Consider the following 15,151-nt stretch of genomic DNA (forward strand, 5'->3'; position numbering starts at 1 on the left):
GATTTGATGTCCGGTACGCATCGACCTCGGTGCCATGTCGGCAACCAAAATCCTTTGGGGTCAGGTCTTCACGGTCTTCCTGATCGTGCTCGCAGCCATTTGGGCCGCGACGCAATGGACGGCCGCAGCGCTCGCCTATCAGCCCCAGCTTGGGGCGCCCTGGTTCATGCTCGGCGACTGGCCGATCTATCCGCCGCCGGCCTTCTTCTGGTGGTGGTTTTCGTTTGACGCCTACGCGCCGGAGATATTCCAGACCGGCGCGTTCATCGCTGTGTCGGGCGGGTTCGCCGCGATCGTCGTCGCCATCGGCATGTCGGTCTGGCGTGCGCGCGAGCTGAAGAACGCCGAGACCTATGGCTCGGCGCGCTGGGCGACGCGCGGGGAGATCGCCGCCGCTGGGCTGCTGGGCGACAGCGGCGTCATGCTCGGTCGGCTCGGGCGCGACTACCTGCGCCACGACGGCCCCGAGCATGTGCTGTGCTTCGCGCCGACCCGGAGCGGCAAGGGCGTCGGCCTGGTCGTGCCGACGCTGCTCACCTGGCCGGGCTCGGCGATCGTGCATGACATCAAGGGCGAGAATTGGCAGCTCACCGCCGGCTTTCGCGCCCGGCACGCGCGGGTGCTGCTGTTCGATCCGACCAACGGCGCGTCGGCCGCCTACAACCCCCTGCTCGAAATCCGCAAGGGCGCCTGGGAAGTGCGCGACGTGCAGAACGTCGCCGACGTGCTGGTGGACCCGGAAGGTTCGCTGGAGAAGCGCAACCACTGGGAGAAGACCTCCCATGCCCTACTGGTCGGCACGATCCTCCATGTCCTCTACGCCGAGGCCGACAAGACGCTGGCGGGCGTCGCCGCCTTCCTGTCCGATCCCCGCCGCCCGATCGAGAGCACGCTATGGGCGATGATGACGACGCCGCATTTGGGGGAGGCCGGCGTCCATCCCGTCGTCGCCTCGGCCGCGCGCGAGCTGCTCAACAAATCGGCCAACGAGCGATCGGGCGTGCTCTCGACCGCCATGTCGTTCCTCGGCCTCTATCGCGATCCCGTCGTCGCGCAGGTCACGCGCACCTGCGAATGGCGCATCAAGGATCTGGTCGAGGGCGAGCTGCCGGTCACGCTCTACCTCGTCGTGCCGCCCAGCGACATCTCACGCACCAAGCCGCTCATTCGCCTCATCCTCAACCAGATCGGGCGCCGGCTCACTGAGGACCTGAAGGCGCGGCAATCGCGCCACCGGCTGCTGTTGATGCTCGACGAGTTTCCGGCGCTCGGCCGACTCGACTTCTTCGAGAGCGCGCTGGCGTTCATGGCCGGCTACGGCATCCAGAGCTTCCTCATCGCCCAGAGCCTCAACCAGATCGAGAAGGCTTACGGGCCGAACAACGCGATCCTCGACAATTGCCATGTGCGCGTGAGCTTCGCCACCAACGACGAGCGCACCGCCAAGCGCATCTCGGACGCGCTCGGCACCGCGACCGAGATGCGGGCGATGAAGAACTACGCCGGCCACCGGCTTTCGCCCTGGCTCGGGCATTTGATGGTGTCGCGCTCTGAGACCGCCCGCCAACTCCTCACCCCCGGCGAGATCATGCAGCTACCGCCCGACGACGAGATCGTCATGGTCGCGGGCATCCCGCCGATCCGGGCAAAGAAGGCCCGCTACTTCAAGGACCGGCGGTTCACGCAGCGGGTGATGTCGCCGCCTGACATGAATGTCGGAGGCGGCCCGCCGCGCCCCGACGACTGGAGCGGCCTGGCGCCGATCGAGGCGCCGCCGATGCCCGAGCCGATCGAGCATGAATCGCCCAAGAAGCCGATGAAGAAAAAGGCCGCCAAGAAGGCGGGTGCTGAGGACGATGCCGCGAACGGGGACCTGCGCCGCGAGCCGGCGCTGGAGCCCCACATCGACATCGCGCCGACGCCCCGGCCCGCGCCCGCCAACGAGTTCGAGCTGGACGAGCCGGACCCCGATAGCGATGCGGCGCGGCAGGCGACGGTGCGCCGCCAGATGCAGCGCGTGGCCCGGCAGGCGTCGCTCGATCCCGAGGACGGCATCGAGCTATGAGCACCAAGACGCCGCTGTCGGTCTATCTTGACCCCGAGCTGATGCGCGCGCTCGCCGCCTATGCCGACCGCAGGGACAAGTCCCGGTCGCTGATCGCCGAGGCGGCCATCGCATCCTTCCTGTCGCCCGACGCCGACGAGCAGCGCGAGGCCGCCATCGCCAAGCGTCTCGACAAGCTGGACCGCCGCATCACCCGGCTGGAGCGCGACACGGGGATCGGTGTCGAGATGATCGCGCTGTTCGTGCGCTTCTGGCTGTCGAACACTCCGCCGCCGCCCGAGAGCGAGCGGGCCGCGATGCGTCGCCAGGGCGGCGACCGCTACGACGCCTTCATGGATGCGCTCGGCCGCCGACTCGCGAAGGGTTCGAAGGTCAGGCAAGAAATTGGCGAGGACTTTCCGCTCCAAGAAGAATGAGCTGACTACGCCAGTTCTTGTATCTCTACGCCAGACTACGACGACCACATTTACTTATTGAAGCACGGTCTTTTCTGCCTCTCTTGATGTGCCCCTGACGCCGGGCGGCGGCTCGCCCGGCCCTCATCAGGGGCTTTTTTTTGACCGTCCATCCGATCCGTTCCGAGGCGAAGACACGCGGCGCGCGGATGCTGCGCACGGCGCTCGGCCCGTCGATCGCGGCCTGGCTCGACGATGCCGCCGTCATCGAGGTGATGCTGAACCCGGACGGCCGGCTGTGGGTCGATCGGCTCGGCGAAGGCATCAGCGACACCGGCATGAAGCTGGCCGCCGCGGACGGCGAGCGCATCGTTCGCTTGGTCGCGCACCATGTCGGCGTCGAGGTTCATGCCCGGTCCCCGCGCGTCTCGGCCGAGCTGCCCGAAGGAGGGGAGCGGTTCGAGGGGTTGCTGCCCCCCGTCGTCGTCGCGCCCGCCTTCGCGATCCGCAAGCCCGCCGTCGCCGTCTTCACGCTCGATGAATACGCGGCGGCCGGGATCATGTCGCCGGCCGAGGCCGCGGCGCTGCGTGATGGCGTCGCCGCCCGCGCCAACATCCTCGTGGCAGGCGGGACCGGCAGCGGCAAGACCACGCTGGTCAATGCGCTCCTGGCCGAAGTCGCCAAGACCACCGACCGCATCGTCCTGATCGAAGACACGCGCGAGCTTCAGTGCGCCGCGCCGAACCTCGTCGCCATGCGGACCAAGGATGGCGTCGTCACGCTGTCCGATCTCGTGCGGTCCAGCCTGCGGCTGCGCCCCGACCGCATCCCCATCGGCGAGGTGCGCGGCGCCGAGGCGCTCGACCTCCTCAAAGCCTGGGGCACTGGCCACCCCGGCGGCATCGGCACCATCCACGCCGGGACCGCGCTCGGGGCGCTGCGCCGCATGGAGCAGCTCATTCAGGAGGCCGTCGTCACGGTTCCCCGCGCGCTGCTCGCCGAGACCATCGACCTGATCGCCGTGCTGGTTCGCGACGGGCACGGTCGCCGCCTCGCCGAGCTGGCTCGCGTCGAGGGGATCGACGCCGAGACCGGCGATTACCGCCTGACCCCCCTCGCACCCCCCAACCTCGGAGACGCACCATGATCCATGCCCTTCGGCATGGCGCACGCCGCGCCATGCTCGCCGCCACCGCCAGCGTCATCGCGCTCACCATCTCGGCGCCCGCCCACGCGGGCGGGTCGTCGATGCCGTGGGAAGCCCCGCTGCAATCCATCCTCGAAAGCATCGAGGGGCCGGTCGCGAAGATCATCGCGGTCATCATCATCATCGTGACCGGCCTCACCTTGGCCTTCGGCGACACCTCGGGCGGCTTTCGCCGGCTGATCCAGATCGTCTTCGGCCTGTCGATCGCCTTCGCCGCGTCGAGCTTCTTTTTGTCGTTCTTCTCGTTCGGCGGCGGGGCGCTGATCGCATGACGGGCGCGGCCGATCCCGTCGAGCCGATCGCCGGCTTCTATGCGCCGGTCCATCGGGCGCTGACCGAGCCGATCCTGCTCGGCGGCGCCCCGCGCTCGCTCGCCATCGTCAACGGCACGCTCGCCGGCGCGATCGGCCTCGGCCTTCGCCTCTGGATCGCCGGGCTGGCGATTTGGGCAATCGGTCATGCGTTGTCGGTTTGGGCCGCGCGCCGTGATCCGCAGTTCGTGGACGTGGCCCGGCGGCACCTCCGCTATCCGGCGTGGATGCGGCCATGATGGGCCTGCGCGAATACAGGAATCGCGCCGCCCACCTGGCCGACTTCCTGCCCTGGGCCGCGCTGGTCGGCGAGGGCGTCGTTCTCAACAAGGACGGCAGCTTTCAGCGCACGGCGCGTTTCCGTGGCCCCGATCTCGACAGCGCCACACCCGCCGAGCTGGTCGCCACCACCGCGCGGCTCAACAACGCGCTCCGGCGTCTCGGCTCGGGCTGGGCGATCTTTGTCGAGGCGCAGCGCAGTCCCGCGCTCGACTACCCCGATTCCGATTTTCCCGATTCGGTCTCGGCGCTCGTGGACATGGAGCGCCGCGAACAGTTCCGCGAGGAAGGCGCGCATTTCGAGAGCGCCTATTATCTCACCCTGCTGTGGATGCCGCCGGCCGAGGAAGCGGCGCGCGCGGAAGGGTGGCTCTACGAGGGCCGGTCCACCAGCGGCGTCGATCCGTGGGAACTGCTCAAGGGCTTCGCCGACCGCAGCGACCGCGTTCTCAATCTGGTCGAGGGCTTCGTGCCCGAGGTCCGCTGGCTCGATGACGGCGAGACGCTGACCTACCTGCACAGCACCACCTCAACCCGCCGCCAGCGCGTGCGCGTGCCGGAAACTCCGATGCACCTCGACGCGCTACTCGCCGACGAGCCGCTGACCGGCGGGCTCGAACCGAAGCTCGGCGAGCACCATCTGCGCACGCTCACCATCGTCGGCTTCCCGAGCGTGACCTTCCCCGGCCTGCTCGACGAGCTGAACCGGCTCGCCTTCGAGTATCGCTGGTCCACCCGCGCGCTGATGCTCGACAAGACCGACGCGACCAAGCTGCTGACCAGGATCAGGCGGCAATGGTTCGCCAAGCGCAAATCGGTCGCGGCCATCCTCAAGGAAGTCATGACCAACGAGGCGTCCACGCTGCTCGACAGCGACGCCTCGAACAAGGCCGCCGACGCCGACACCGCCTTGCAAGAGCTGGGCTCCGACTATGCCGGCATGGCCTATGTCACCGCGACGGTGACGGTGTGGGACGGCGATCCCGCCATTGCGGCCGAGAAGCTGCGGCTGGTCGAGAAGGTCATCCAGGGCCGCGACTTCACCGTGATCCCCGAGGGGATGAACGCGATCGAGGCATGGCTGGGGAGCCTGCCCGGCCACACCTACGCCAACGTCCGGCAACCGCCGATCTCCACCATCAATCTCGCCCATCTGATCCCCCTGTCAGCAGTATGGGCGGGGCCGGAACGGGACGAGCACTTCGGACAACCCCCCTTGCTCTATGGCAGGACCGAAGGCTCGACCCCGTTCCGGTTTTCCCTTCACCCCGATGGCAGCGATGTCGGCCACACGCTGATCGTCGGCCCGACCGGCGCGGGCAAGTCGGTGCTGCTCGCGCTAATGGCGATGCAGTTCCGCCGCTACGAGAACGCCCAGGTCTTCGCGTTCGACTTCGGTGGCTCGATCCGCGCCGCCACGCTGGCGGCGGGCGGAGACTGGCAGGATCTCGGGCTGTCCGACGACGGCGACGGCAGCGTCCAGCTACAGCCGCTCGCCCGTATCGACGATCCGGCCGAGCGCGCATGGGCGGCCGAATGGCTGGCGGCGATCCTCGCCAGCGAAGGCGTCCCCGTCGATCCGCAGGCCAAGGAGCATCTGTGGTCGGCGCTCGGCTCCCTTGCCAGTGCGCCCGTGCCGGAACGCACGCTGACCGGGCTCGCGGTTCTGCTCCAGAGCCAGCAGCTCAAGCAGGCGCTCGCCCCCTATTGCCTTGGTGGACCGTGGGGCCGGCTGCTCGATGCCGAGGTCGAACGGCTCGGCGAAGCGTCGGTGCAGGCGTTCGAGACGGAGGGCCTGGTTGGCGGCGGATCAGCCGCCTCCGTCCTGTCCTACCTGTTCCACCGGATCGAAGGCCGGCTGGACGGCTCGCCGACGCTCATCATCATCGACGAGGGCTGGCTGGTTCTCGACACCCCCGACTTCGCAGCCCAGCTCCGCGAATGGCTTAAGACCTTGCGGAAGAAGAACGCCAGCGTCGTTTTCGCCACGCAGAGCCTGGCCGACATCGAAACCTCTAACATCGCGCCGGCCATCATCGAGAGCTGCCCGACGCGCATCTTCCTGCCGAACGAGCGCGCCGCCGAGCCGCAGATCGCCGCCATCTACGAACGGTTCGGCCTCAACGCTCGCCAGATCGAAATCCTCAGCCGGGCCACGCCCAAGCGCGACTATTACTGCCAGTCGCGGCGCGGCAACCGGCTGTTCGAGCTGGGGCTAGGCGAGGTCGCGTTGGCCTTCGCCGCCGCGTCTTCCAAGACCGATCAGCTCCGCATCGCCGAACTGGTCGAGACCCACGGCCGCGAGCGCTTCGCCGCCGAATGGCTGCGCCATCGCGGCCTGGCCTGGGCGGTCGATCTTCTTCCCGAACCCCAACTCGATCCGCTGGCCGGTCGCCGGGAAGATGCCGGCCAGCTCCCCCTTGCCTTGAAGGACACGACCCCATGAAACCCAATATCCTGCGCCGCGCCATGCTGGCCGGCGCCATCGCCACATCGAGCATGATCGGCATCACCGCCGCCACGCCGGCGCACGCTCAGTTCGGCGGGATCGTCTATGACCCGACCAATTATGCGCAGAACGTGCTGACGGCCGCGCGGTCGCTCCAGCAGGTCAACAACCAGATTCAGCAAATCCAGCAGCAGGCGACCAGTCTCGTCAACGAGGCGCGCAACCTGGCTTCGCTGCCGTTCAGCTCGCTCCAGCAGTTGCAGCAGCAGGTGCAGCGCACCCAGCAGCTTCTCGGCGAGGCGCAGCGCATCGCTTATGACGTGCAGAACGTCCAGCAGGTGTTCAACGGCCGCTACAAGGGCGCGGCGCTCACCGGCACCCACGCGCAGATGGTCGCCAACGCCAATGCCCGCTGGGAGGATAGCGTCGGCGCCTTTCAGGATGCCTTGCAGGTGCAGGCCGGCGTCGTCGGCAACATCGAAGGCGCCCGCACGACGATGTACAGCCTGGTCTCGGCCAGCCAGTCGGCGACCGGCGCGCTCCAGGCGACGCAGGCGGGCAACGAGCTCCTCGCGCTGCAATCGCAGCAGCTCGCCGACCTCACCGCCGCGGTCGCGGCGCAGGGCCGGGCGCAGGCGCTGCAATCCGCCCGCCAGGCGGCCGAGGAGGCCGAAGGGCGCGAGCGGTTCCGCCGCTTCATGGGCAACTGAGACGCCCGATGTCGCGCACGGCGAAGATCGCAGGGGTGGCGGCGCTGGCCGGGCTGATGATGACGGTGGCGATCGTCGCCGCCGTCCAGCCCGATGAGCCTGCGCCCGCGCCCCCGCTCTTCCTGCCGGCGGACGAAGGCCAGGCCAGGCTCGCCCGCGAGCTGGATCGCTGCGCCTCGCTCACCAAGCCGGATAGTGGCTGCGAGGCGGCCTGGGCCGTCAACCGCCGCCGCTTCTTCCGCCAGGACGAGCCCCCGCCCGAGATCGAGCGCGGCAGCGACACGGCGCCGGATGAAGGCACCCGGCCATGAACGACACCGGCGTTATCGACAATTTCCTCAACATCTTCACCGGCTACATCGACTCAGGCTTCGGCCTGCTCGGCGGCGAGGTCGCGTTCCTCTCGACCACGCTGATCGCCATCGACGTAACGCTCGCCGGCCTGTTCTGGGCCTGGGGCGCGGACGAGGACGTGCTTCAGCGCCTCGTCAAGAAGACGCTCTACATCGGCACCTTCGCTTTCATCATCGGCAATTTCTCGCTGCTCGCGACCATCGTGTTCGAGAGCTTCGCCGGGCTCGGCCTCCAGGCCAGCGGCGGGGCGATGACGATCGACGAGTTCATGAAGCCCGGCACGATCGCGGCGAAGGGGCTCGAAGCCGCCAAGCCGCTGCTCGATGCGGCGGGCCAGTTCTCCAGCCTTTGGGCCGTGTTCTCCAACCTCGCGCTGATCCTCGTGCTGCTGCTCGCCTGGGTGATCGTGGTGCTCGCCTTCTTCATCATCGCCGTGCAGGTCTTCATCACGCTGATCGAGTTCAAGCTGGTGACGCTGGCCGGCTTCGTCCTGCTGCCCTTCGCCTTCTTCAACAAGACCGCCTTCATGGCCGAGAAGGTGCTGGGCCATGTCGTCTCGACCGGCATCAAGGTGCTGGTGCTCGCCGTCATCACCGGCATCGGCACCACCTTGTTCAGCCAGTTCACCGGCGCTGCCCTCGGCCCCGCGCCCGACATCAATCAGGTCATGGCCATCGCGCTTGCCGCGCTGTCGCTGCTGGGCCTGTCGATCTTCGGCCCCAGCATTGCGAACGGCATCGTCTCGGGCGGCCCGCAGCTCGGCGCGGGTACGGCGGCCGGGACCGCGCTGGCGGCAGGCGGCGCGCTGATCGGAGGCGCCGCCGCCGCACGCCTTGGCGTGGGCGCGGCCGGGTCCGCAGTCGGTGCGGCCGGCCGGATGACCGGCGCCGCCGCGCGTGGTGGCGCTCAGATGGCAGGCGGTGCCACCAGCGCCTACAGCCTCGGCTCGTTCGGCAAGAGCGGTGCAGGCGCTGTTGCGGGCGGCATGGCCGCTGTCGGCCAAGCGGCGGCGGGAAGCGCGGCGAACGCCGTCCTTTCGCCCTTGCGCAAGGCGGCCGCCAAGGGCGGCGAGGCGATCAAGTCCAATTTCCGCTCCGGCGCCCGTGCCGGATTCACCGCAACCGGCGGCACGATCACCGGCGGGCCGGCATCCGCCGCCCCGGCGGCTGCAACCGCTGGCGGTTCCGCGTCGGCCGGCGCATCCGCCCAGCCTGAATGGGCCGCCGCGATGAAACGCCGCCAGGCCGTCAGCCACGGCGCGACCGTCCTCGCCCACACCATGAAGGCTGGCGACAGCCACGGCGGCGGCGCCGGTCCCGACATCAAAGAGAAGGACTGACCTCCCATGTTCCGACGCCCCACCATCCGCTACGGCCAGACGCCCGAACCCACGACACCCTATCAGCGCGCAGCCCAGCAATGGGACGACCGCATCGGCTCCGCGCGCGTGCAGGCGAAGAACTGGCGCCTCGCCTTCTTCGGCGCGCTGGCGCTCTCGGGCGGCCTTTCCGCCGGTCTCGTCTGGCAATCGGCGCGTGGGCATATCGTGCCCTGGGTGGTGCAGGTCGATCGGCTCGGCGAGGCCCAGGCCGTCGCCCCCGCCGAGGCGGGCTATCGCCCGACCGATCCGCAAATTGCGTTCCATCTCGCCCGCTTCATCGAGCAGGTCAGGGCGATCCCGGCCGATCCGGTGATCGTCCGCCAGAACTGGCTGCGCGCCTACGACTTCACGACCGATCGGGGCGCGGTGGCGCTCAACGACTACGCCCGCGCCAACGACCCCTTCGCCAATGTCGGCCGGGTGCAGGTCGCGGTGGACGTGTCGAGCGTGATCCGGGCATCGCCCGACAGCTTCCGCGTCGCCTGGACCGAGCGCCGCTATCAGGACGGCAGCCTTGCCGCCACCGAACGCTGGTCGGCGATCCTCACCATCGTCGTGCAGCCGCCGCGCACCCCCGACGCCCTGCGCAAGAATCCGCTCGGCGTCTTCGTCAACGCTTTGAATTGGTCAAGGGAGCTGTCGCAATGACGCACACGCCATTTCGCCGTTCCGCCTCGGCGGTCCTGCTTGTCTCCGCCACCGCGCTCGCCGGCTGCGCCACCACATCGGCGAAGCCGCCCGCGATTCGCTATGATGATCCGCCGCGCGAGATCGCGGCGACGCCGGCCGCGGAACCGCTCCGCGCCGTCGAGGTGGTGACGATCCCCGAACCCCTGCCGCTCCCCGGCCAATTGAAGCCGGTCGCGGCCGGGGCAGCGACTTCCGAGCCCGCCGATCCGCGCCGCCGTGTCGGGGCCGCCAACGCGGCCGCCCGCGTGCAGCCGGTGCGCGACGGTTTCCTCAACGCCATCCAGCAATATCCCTGGACGGACGGCGCGCTCTATCAGGTCTATGCCGCGCCCGGCCAGGTGACGGACATCGCGCTTCAGGAAGGCGAGCAGCTCGTGGGGCCCGGGCCGGTCGCGGCCGGCGACACCGTGCGCTGGATCATCGGCGACACGGTGAGCGGCAGCGGCGCGACGGCGCGCGTGCATATCCTGGCGAAGCCAACACGCCCCGACATTTCCACGAACCTCGTCATCAATACCGACCGGCGCACCTATCACATCGAATTGCGCGCGACCGCATCGACATACATGGCCTCGGTCTCATGGACCTATCCGCAGGACCAGCTCATCGCGCTGCGCGGCGCCAATGCCGCCGCTGCCCCCGTCGCGACCGGCCTCGACCTCGCGGCGCTCAACTTCCGCTACCGGATCGAGGGCGACCGCGTGCCGTGGAAGCCGGTTCGCGCCTTCGATGATGCAGCCCAAGTGTTCATCGAGTTTCCGGCCGGGATCTCGCAGGGCGAGATGCCGCCGCTGTTCGTGACCGGCGCGGCCGGCGATGCCGAGTTAGTTAATTACCGCGTGCAGGGCCGCTACATGGTGGTGGACCGGCTGTTCGCCGCCGCCGAGCTGCGCCTGGGCGACCGGCGCGGCGAGCAGCGCGTCCGCATCGTGCGCGACAATGGGCGCAGGGGGCGGCCGTGACCGATCCCGCCGACAATTCCCCGCCCGAGGCGGCCGCACCGCAAGCGCCGCGCCCCGATCCGCAAGCCTTCCAGCTTCGCGGCAACCCGCCGCGCGTCATGCGCCTGTCGCGCAAGGCGCTGGCCGCCCTCGGCGTCGTCGCCGGCCTCGGGATCGGCGGCTCACTGATCTATGCGCTCAAGCCGGCCGGCGAGAAGGAGGCCAAGGAGCTTTACAACACCGACAGCCGCGCCACGTCCGAGACCATCACGTCGGGACCGCGCGACTATAGCCAAGCGCCGAAACTCGGCCCGCCGCTTCCCGGCGACCTCGGCGGCCCGATCGTCTCGGCCCAGCAGCGCGGGGAGAATGTCCAGGTCCCGCCGGTCGGCGCCCAGCCCGATCCGCGCGCGCAGGCTGAGGAAGCCGCCCGCCAGCGCGCGCAGCAGGAGCGCGACGCCGCCCGCATGAGCGGCGTGTTCTTGGGTGGCAGCAGCGCCGGGGCCGCTGCGATGCCGTCTTTGCCGAACCTCGCGACGGCAGCGCCTGGTGCTCCTGCCTCACCGCAACCTGCCGAGACGGCGCAGGGCGACCAGGCCGCCAAGCGAGCCTTCTTGGCGCAGGCGTCTAATCAGCGGACGGTCAGCGTCGAACGCCTCGTGGCGCCGGCCTCGCCCAACATCGTGCAGGCCGGCAGCATCATCCCTGCCGCGCTCATCACCGGCATCCGTTCGGACCTTCCCGGCCAGATCACCGCCCAGGTAACGGCAAACGTCTATGACAGCCCTACGGGCCGCATCCTGCTCATCCCGCAGGGCACGCGGCTGATCGGCGAATATGACAGCGAGATCGCCGCCGGGCAGGCGCGCGTGCTGCTGGCATGGGATCGGCTGATATTGCCGGACGGCCGCTCGATCGTTCTCGAGCGCCAGCCCGGCGCTGATGCGGCCGGATATGCTGGCCTACAGGATCGCGTAAACCAGCATTGGGGCAATCTGCTGAAAGCCGCCGCCGTTTCGACACTGCTCGGCGTCGGCGCCGAATTGGGCGCGGATAGCGAGGACGAACTTACTCGCGCACTGCGTCGCGGCTCGCAGGACACCATCAACCAGACCGGCCAGCAGATCGTGCGTCGGCAGCTCAATGTGCAGCCGACGCTCACCATCCGGCCGGGGCATCCGTTGCGCGTGGTCATCACGCGCGACCTGGTGCTTGAACCGATCGGAGCGACACGATGACGAAATTGAAGTTGGGGCCGCTGGCCGACGATCGGCCGGTCAAGCTCTCCGTGGAGCTGCCCGCCGCCGTGCATCGCGATCTCGTCGCCTATGCCGCCGCGCTCGCAGCCGAGACCGGGGGAGCGCCGGTCCCGCCCGACAAGCTGGTCGCGCCGATGCTCGCCCGGTTCATGGAAACCGACCGCGCCTTTCGCCGGCACCGCGCGCAGGGGAAGTGAGAGCGCGCCGCCTGCCGTCAGTTGCCCATGAACTTCTTGAAGCGGTCGCGGCCTTCCGCCTCGATCACGGCCTGCTCGGCATTGGCGCACTCGCTGCCCCGCACCGAGCCTTCCGCGCATTGCCCCACGATCTCCCGTGCTTCATCGAGATGCGCCGCGAAATACTGCGTCCCGCGCGGTTCGGCCGGCTCCGGTGCGGCGGGGGCCGGACTCGCGAGGGCCGGCGCACGCTCGACGGGCATGATCACCGGGCGCAGCACGAAGCCCACGCCGAATCCGATGACCAGCGCGACCAGCACGATGAAGAGTGTCTTGCTTCGTGTCATGGCTATTTCTTTTCCGGTTGGTGATGTGATGGCTGCGGCATCAGAATGGGCGGCAGCGAATAGCGACCGGCCACGAGATCAAGGAAGCGCAGCAAGACGGGGTTGTCATTGTCTTCACGCCAATAGCCCGAGAAGCCGATCCGCATATGTCCATGACTGTCGTGGATTTCGCTGAACGTTACGCCTGGCACTTGGATACCCAAGGCGGATTCGGCGACAATCGAGAGACGCCCACCGAGCGCAATGGCGCTCAACATTGTCTCGCGTCCGATATCCTGCATGTCGATCTCTGGCATGCAACCGGGGACCCCAAGTTTGCCCATGAGGATGTTTCGGGTCTCTGGGCCGGGATCTCGTTCGGTCAGCAAAAAGTGTTCGCCGGTCAGGTCGGGCCAATGGATGCGTTCGCATTGGGTGAGTGGATGGCCTGCCGGCATTGCTACAAATATGCGCTCACTCCAGAAAGAACGGCTCATCAGACCCCGATAGGAGGCCTCCCCAATCATGATCGCGATATCGAGCAGGCCATTCTCGATCCCGGCCAACAGCATATCCCGATCGCGTTCAAAGCCGGATACTTTGACCTCGGGGTGGCGTTCGCCGAACTCGCTGAGCGTTGCCCGCAAGTTGCCGGCGGAGAAGGACGTATAGAAGCCTACGGCCAGCTTGCCGACGTGGCCGTTGTTCGTGGCGCGGACCCAGTTGTTCAGTTCCTCGAACTCCTTCACGATGCGCTGTGCCGTTCGCAGATAGGTTCTGCCATTCGGAGTCAGAGTGGCACCGCGGGTCTTGCGGTCGAACAGCGCCATGCCTAGCCGCTTCTCGATTTCGAGGACGTGTCGGCTGAGCGTTGCTTGCTTGATATTTATGCTGCGCGCCGCGCGACTGAAGCTACCGGCCTCGGCCGCCGCAATCAGGTAGCGGAGCTGGCGCAGCTCAATCACCGGGCTAACGGATCATCAGGCGGTGTCGTGAACTCCGTCCAGCCGCCACCCAGCGCCTTGTAGAGATTGATGAGATTACTGAGCCGCACCAGCTTGGAGCGGACCAAGGCTTGCTGTGACCCGTAAAGCGTGCGCTGCGCGTCGAGCAGGGCGAGGTTGTCATCCTCGCCTGAGTTGAGCCGCTGTTCCGCGAGCCTGTAGGCATTGCGGCTGGCATCGACCCGCTGCGTTTCCGATCGGATTTGGGCGTCCAAGGTTCCTTTGCCGGCGAGCCCGTCAGCCACGTCGCGGAAGGCGGATTGGATCGCCTTCTCATAGTTGGCGATTTCGATCCGTTTCTGCACGTCCGCGCGATCGAGGTTGGCTCTCAGCGCGCTGCCGCCGAAGATTGGAAGCGGCAGGGTGATGCGCGGCATGAAGCTCCATGCGCCCGACCCCGATGAGAACAGATCGTCGAGGCTCGCGCTCGCCGTTCCCGCCGAGCCGGTCAGACTGATCGTCGGGAAGAACGCTGAGCGGGCAGCGCCGATATTCGCGTTGGCGGCGCGCAGCGTATGTTCGACCGCGCGGATGTCGGGTCGGCGCGCCAGAAGGTCCGAGGGCACGCGATCGACCCGGCCGCCGACCGGCGCCGTGACCTGCGTAAAGGAAAGGTCGAGCCGTGCGGCGGCTACGGCCGCGCTACCGGCCTGCACCTGTGCGCGTGCGGCGTTCCGCTGCGCCAGCGCGTCGTCATAAGTCTTGCGCGAGATTGCGCCGGTCGCGACGAGTTGTTCCGAGCGGGTGAAATTGCTTTCGGCGAGCGTTGCGGAGGCTTGCGCCTGACGAAGCTGCGCCTGCGCCTGATCGAGCGCGACCTGGAATGGTCGCGGATCAATGCGGAACAGAAGCTGCCCCTTCCTGACGAGCACGCCTTCGGGGACATGGACGGAGACGATTGCGCCGCTGACGCGGGGCCGCAACTCGACGCTCTGGGGCGCCGATAGCGAACCGTTGAACTCGGCCGAGGGGGCAAGCTCGCGCACGACAACTTGCGCTACTGGCACTTGCGGCGCTGCCGCCGCTTGTGCGCCCTGATCGCCGCCCGATTTGCTACAAGCTGACGTAAGGCCGCCAATAGCCAAGGCTATGGAAGCCAGGAGAAGTGCGCTTTTTGTCGGCATGATATTGCCTTTCAACTGTGCCGCGCCTTGTTCATCCGTTCCGCGGCGTCTGATCGATTCCTGTTCGCTTTGCGGCTTCCAGCGTTGGCAAGGTCAAGGATTATTTTCAACAATCATTCATATGAATATAGATAAATATGAAAGGATAGGCGATAGGTCGAAGGGGCACGCCGGCATGGCGCGTCGAGCGTCGCAATGCCATCCTTGGTGCGCATCGCGACGAGATTAGGCGCGGCGCATTGAAGCTCGCGCGTGTCCTCAATGATGACGACGCGGTCGGGACCCTTGGCGACTTCGGCTAGAAGCGCCGCTTGGTCGGCGGCCATGGTGCCCGACTGCACATAGTCATCGAGCAACGTACCGGCGGCGTAGGTCCGACGTGAGCCCGAAGTGATTCATCCCTTGACCTTCCAAACGTTGGAAGAAGCATCGGTCTGCGGCAACAAACGAATCAATGCGGAAAGTCAGGAATTCCCGGA

General features: G+C 67.8%; 16 protein-coding genes and 1 pseudogene. 13 read left to right on the forward strand and 4 right to left on the reverse strand.

The features are described 5' to 3' along the window. The first annotated feature begins 34 nt into the window (after positions 1-34). The 13 genes from AC58EF_RS24110 (at position 35) to AC58EF_RS24170 (ending at position 12,239) form a co-directional block, all read left to right on the forward strand. Complete coding sequence (locus AC58EF_RS24110) at positions 35-2,065, forward strand: conjugal transfer protein TraG (RefSeq protein ID WP_017502705.1); 2,031 nt, start codon at positions 35-37, stop codon at positions 2,063-2,065. Then, on the forward strand, positions 2,062-2,481 hold the full coding sequence (locus AC58EF_RS24115) for a CopG family ribbon-helix-helix protein (protein ID WP_017502704.1): 420 nt from the start codon (positions 2,062-2,064) through the stop codon (positions 2,479-2,481). Before AC58EF_RS24110 ends, AC58EF_RS24115 begins: the two co-directional genes overlap by 4 nt. A gap of 140 nt (positions 2,482-2,621) precedes the next feature. Then, positions 2,622-3,608 carry a P-type conjugative transfer ATPase TrbB gene (trbB, locus tag AC58EF_RS24120; RefSeq protein WP_048938180.1) on the forward strand — a complete coding sequence of 329 codons (987 nt, stop codon included), beginning with the start codon at positions 2,622-2,624 and terminating at the stop codon, positions 3,606-3,608. Beyond that, complete coding sequence (locus tag AC58EF_RS24125) at positions 3,605-3,940, forward strand: TrbC/VirB2 family type IV secretion system protein (protein WP_007406001.1); 336 nt, start codon at positions 3,605-3,607, stop codon at positions 3,938-3,940. The genes trbB and AC58EF_RS24125 overlap by 4 nt, the downstream gene beginning before the upstream one ends. Next, a complete protein-coding gene (locus AC58EF_RS24130; RefSeq protein ID WP_017503596.1) occupies positions 3,937-4,218 on the forward strand; it encodes a VirB3 family type IV secretion system protein in 282 nt (93 codons plus the stop codon). Before AC58EF_RS24125 ends, AC58EF_RS24130 begins: the two co-directional genes overlap by 4 nt. After that, positions 4,215-6,704: a conjugal transfer protein TrbE gene (gene trbE, locus AC58EF_RS24135; RefSeq protein ID WP_026109713.1), complete on the forward strand. Its 2,490-nt coding sequence runs from the start codon at positions 4,215-4,217 to the stop codon at positions 6,702-6,704. Before AC58EF_RS24130 ends, trbE begins: the two co-directional genes overlap by 4 nt. Then, entirely contained in the window at positions 6,701-7,417 is a 717-nt protein-coding gene (trbJ, locus tag AC58EF_RS24140) for a P-type conjugative transfer protein TrbJ (protein WP_017503598.1), read from the forward strand. The genes trbE and trbJ overlap by 4 nt, the downstream gene beginning before the upstream one ends. 8 nt (positions 7,418-7,425) lie before the next feature. Next, the gene (gene trbK-alt / locus AC58EF_RS24145) at positions 7,426-7,728 is read left to right on the forward strand and encodes a putative entry exclusion protein TrbK-alt (protein ID WP_017503599.1); all 303 of its coding nucleotides are present in this window, start codon (positions 7,426-7,428) and stop codon (positions 7,726-7,728) included. Continuing rightward, positions 7,725-9,110 (forward strand): P-type conjugative transfer protein TrbL, encoded by a 1,386-nt coding sequence (gene trbL / locus AC58EF_RS24150; RefSeq protein WP_048938181.1) that lies wholly within the window; start codon positions 7,725-7,727, stop codon positions 9,108-9,110. Before trbK-alt ends, trbL begins: the two co-directional genes overlap by 4 nt. 6 nt (positions 9,111-9,116) lie before the next feature. Next, the gene (trbF, locus tag AC58EF_RS24155) at positions 9,117-9,800 is read left to right on the forward strand and encodes a conjugal transfer protein TrbF (RefSeq protein WP_012049883.1); all 684 of its coding nucleotides are present in this window, start codon (positions 9,117-9,119) and stop codon (positions 9,798-9,800) included. After that, positions 9,797-10,804 carry a P-type conjugative transfer protein TrbG gene (gene trbG, locus AC58EF_RS24160; protein ID WP_017502077.1) on the forward strand — a complete coding sequence of 336 codons (1,008 nt, stop codon included), beginning with the start codon at positions 9,797-9,799 and terminating at the stop codon, positions 10,802-10,804. Before trbF ends, trbG begins: the two co-directional genes overlap by 4 nt. Continuing rightward, a complete protein-coding gene (locus AC58EF_RS24165; RefSeq protein ID WP_017502076.1) occupies positions 10,801-12,021 on the forward strand; it encodes a TraB/TrbI/VirB10 family type IV secretion system protein in 1,221 nt (406 codons plus the stop codon). The genes trbG and AC58EF_RS24165 overlap by 4 nt, the downstream gene beginning before the upstream one ends. Next, entirely contained in the window at positions 12,018-12,239 is a 222-nt protein-coding gene (locus AC58EF_RS24170; RefSeq protein WP_017502075.1) for a DUF2274 domain-containing protein, read from the forward strand. The genes AC58EF_RS24165 and AC58EF_RS24170 overlap by 4 nt, the downstream gene beginning before the upstream one ends. 17 nt (positions 12,240-12,256) lie before the next feature. Here AC58EF_RS24170 and AC58EF_RS24175 read toward each other — a convergent pair whose 3' ends face one another. From AC58EF_RS24175 to AC58EF_RS24190, 4 genes and pseudogenes are all read right to left on the reverse strand, one after another. Then, the gene (locus AC58EF_RS24175; RefSeq protein ID WP_017502074.1) at positions 12,257-12,565 is read right to left on the reverse strand and encodes a hypothetical protein; all 309 of its coding nucleotides are present in this window, start codon (positions 12,563-12,565) and stop codon (positions 12,257-12,259) included. Positions 12,566-12,567: 2 nt separating this feature from the next. After that, positions 12,568-13,509: a LysR family transcriptional regulator gene (locus AC58EF_RS24180; protein ID WP_017502073.1), complete on the reverse strand. Its 942-nt coding sequence runs from the start codon at positions 13,507-13,509 to the stop codon at positions 12,568-12,570. After that, on the reverse strand, positions 13,506-14,555 hold the full coding sequence (locus tag AC58EF_RS24185; RefSeq protein WP_497279008.1) for an efflux RND transporter periplasmic adaptor subunit: 1,050 nt from the start codon (positions 14,553-14,555) through the stop codon (positions 13,506-13,508). Before AC58EF_RS24185 ends, AC58EF_RS24180 begins: the two co-directional genes overlap by 4 nt. 302 nt (positions 14,556-14,857) lie before the next feature. Then, a pseudogene (locus tag AC58EF_RS24190) lies at positions 14,858-15,052 on the reverse strand (P-type conjugative transfer ATPase TrbB); the annotation flags it as partial. Positions 15,053-15,151: the final 99 nt, after the last annotated feature.

Source organism: Sphingobium sp. WR1, from assembly GCF_059693745.1.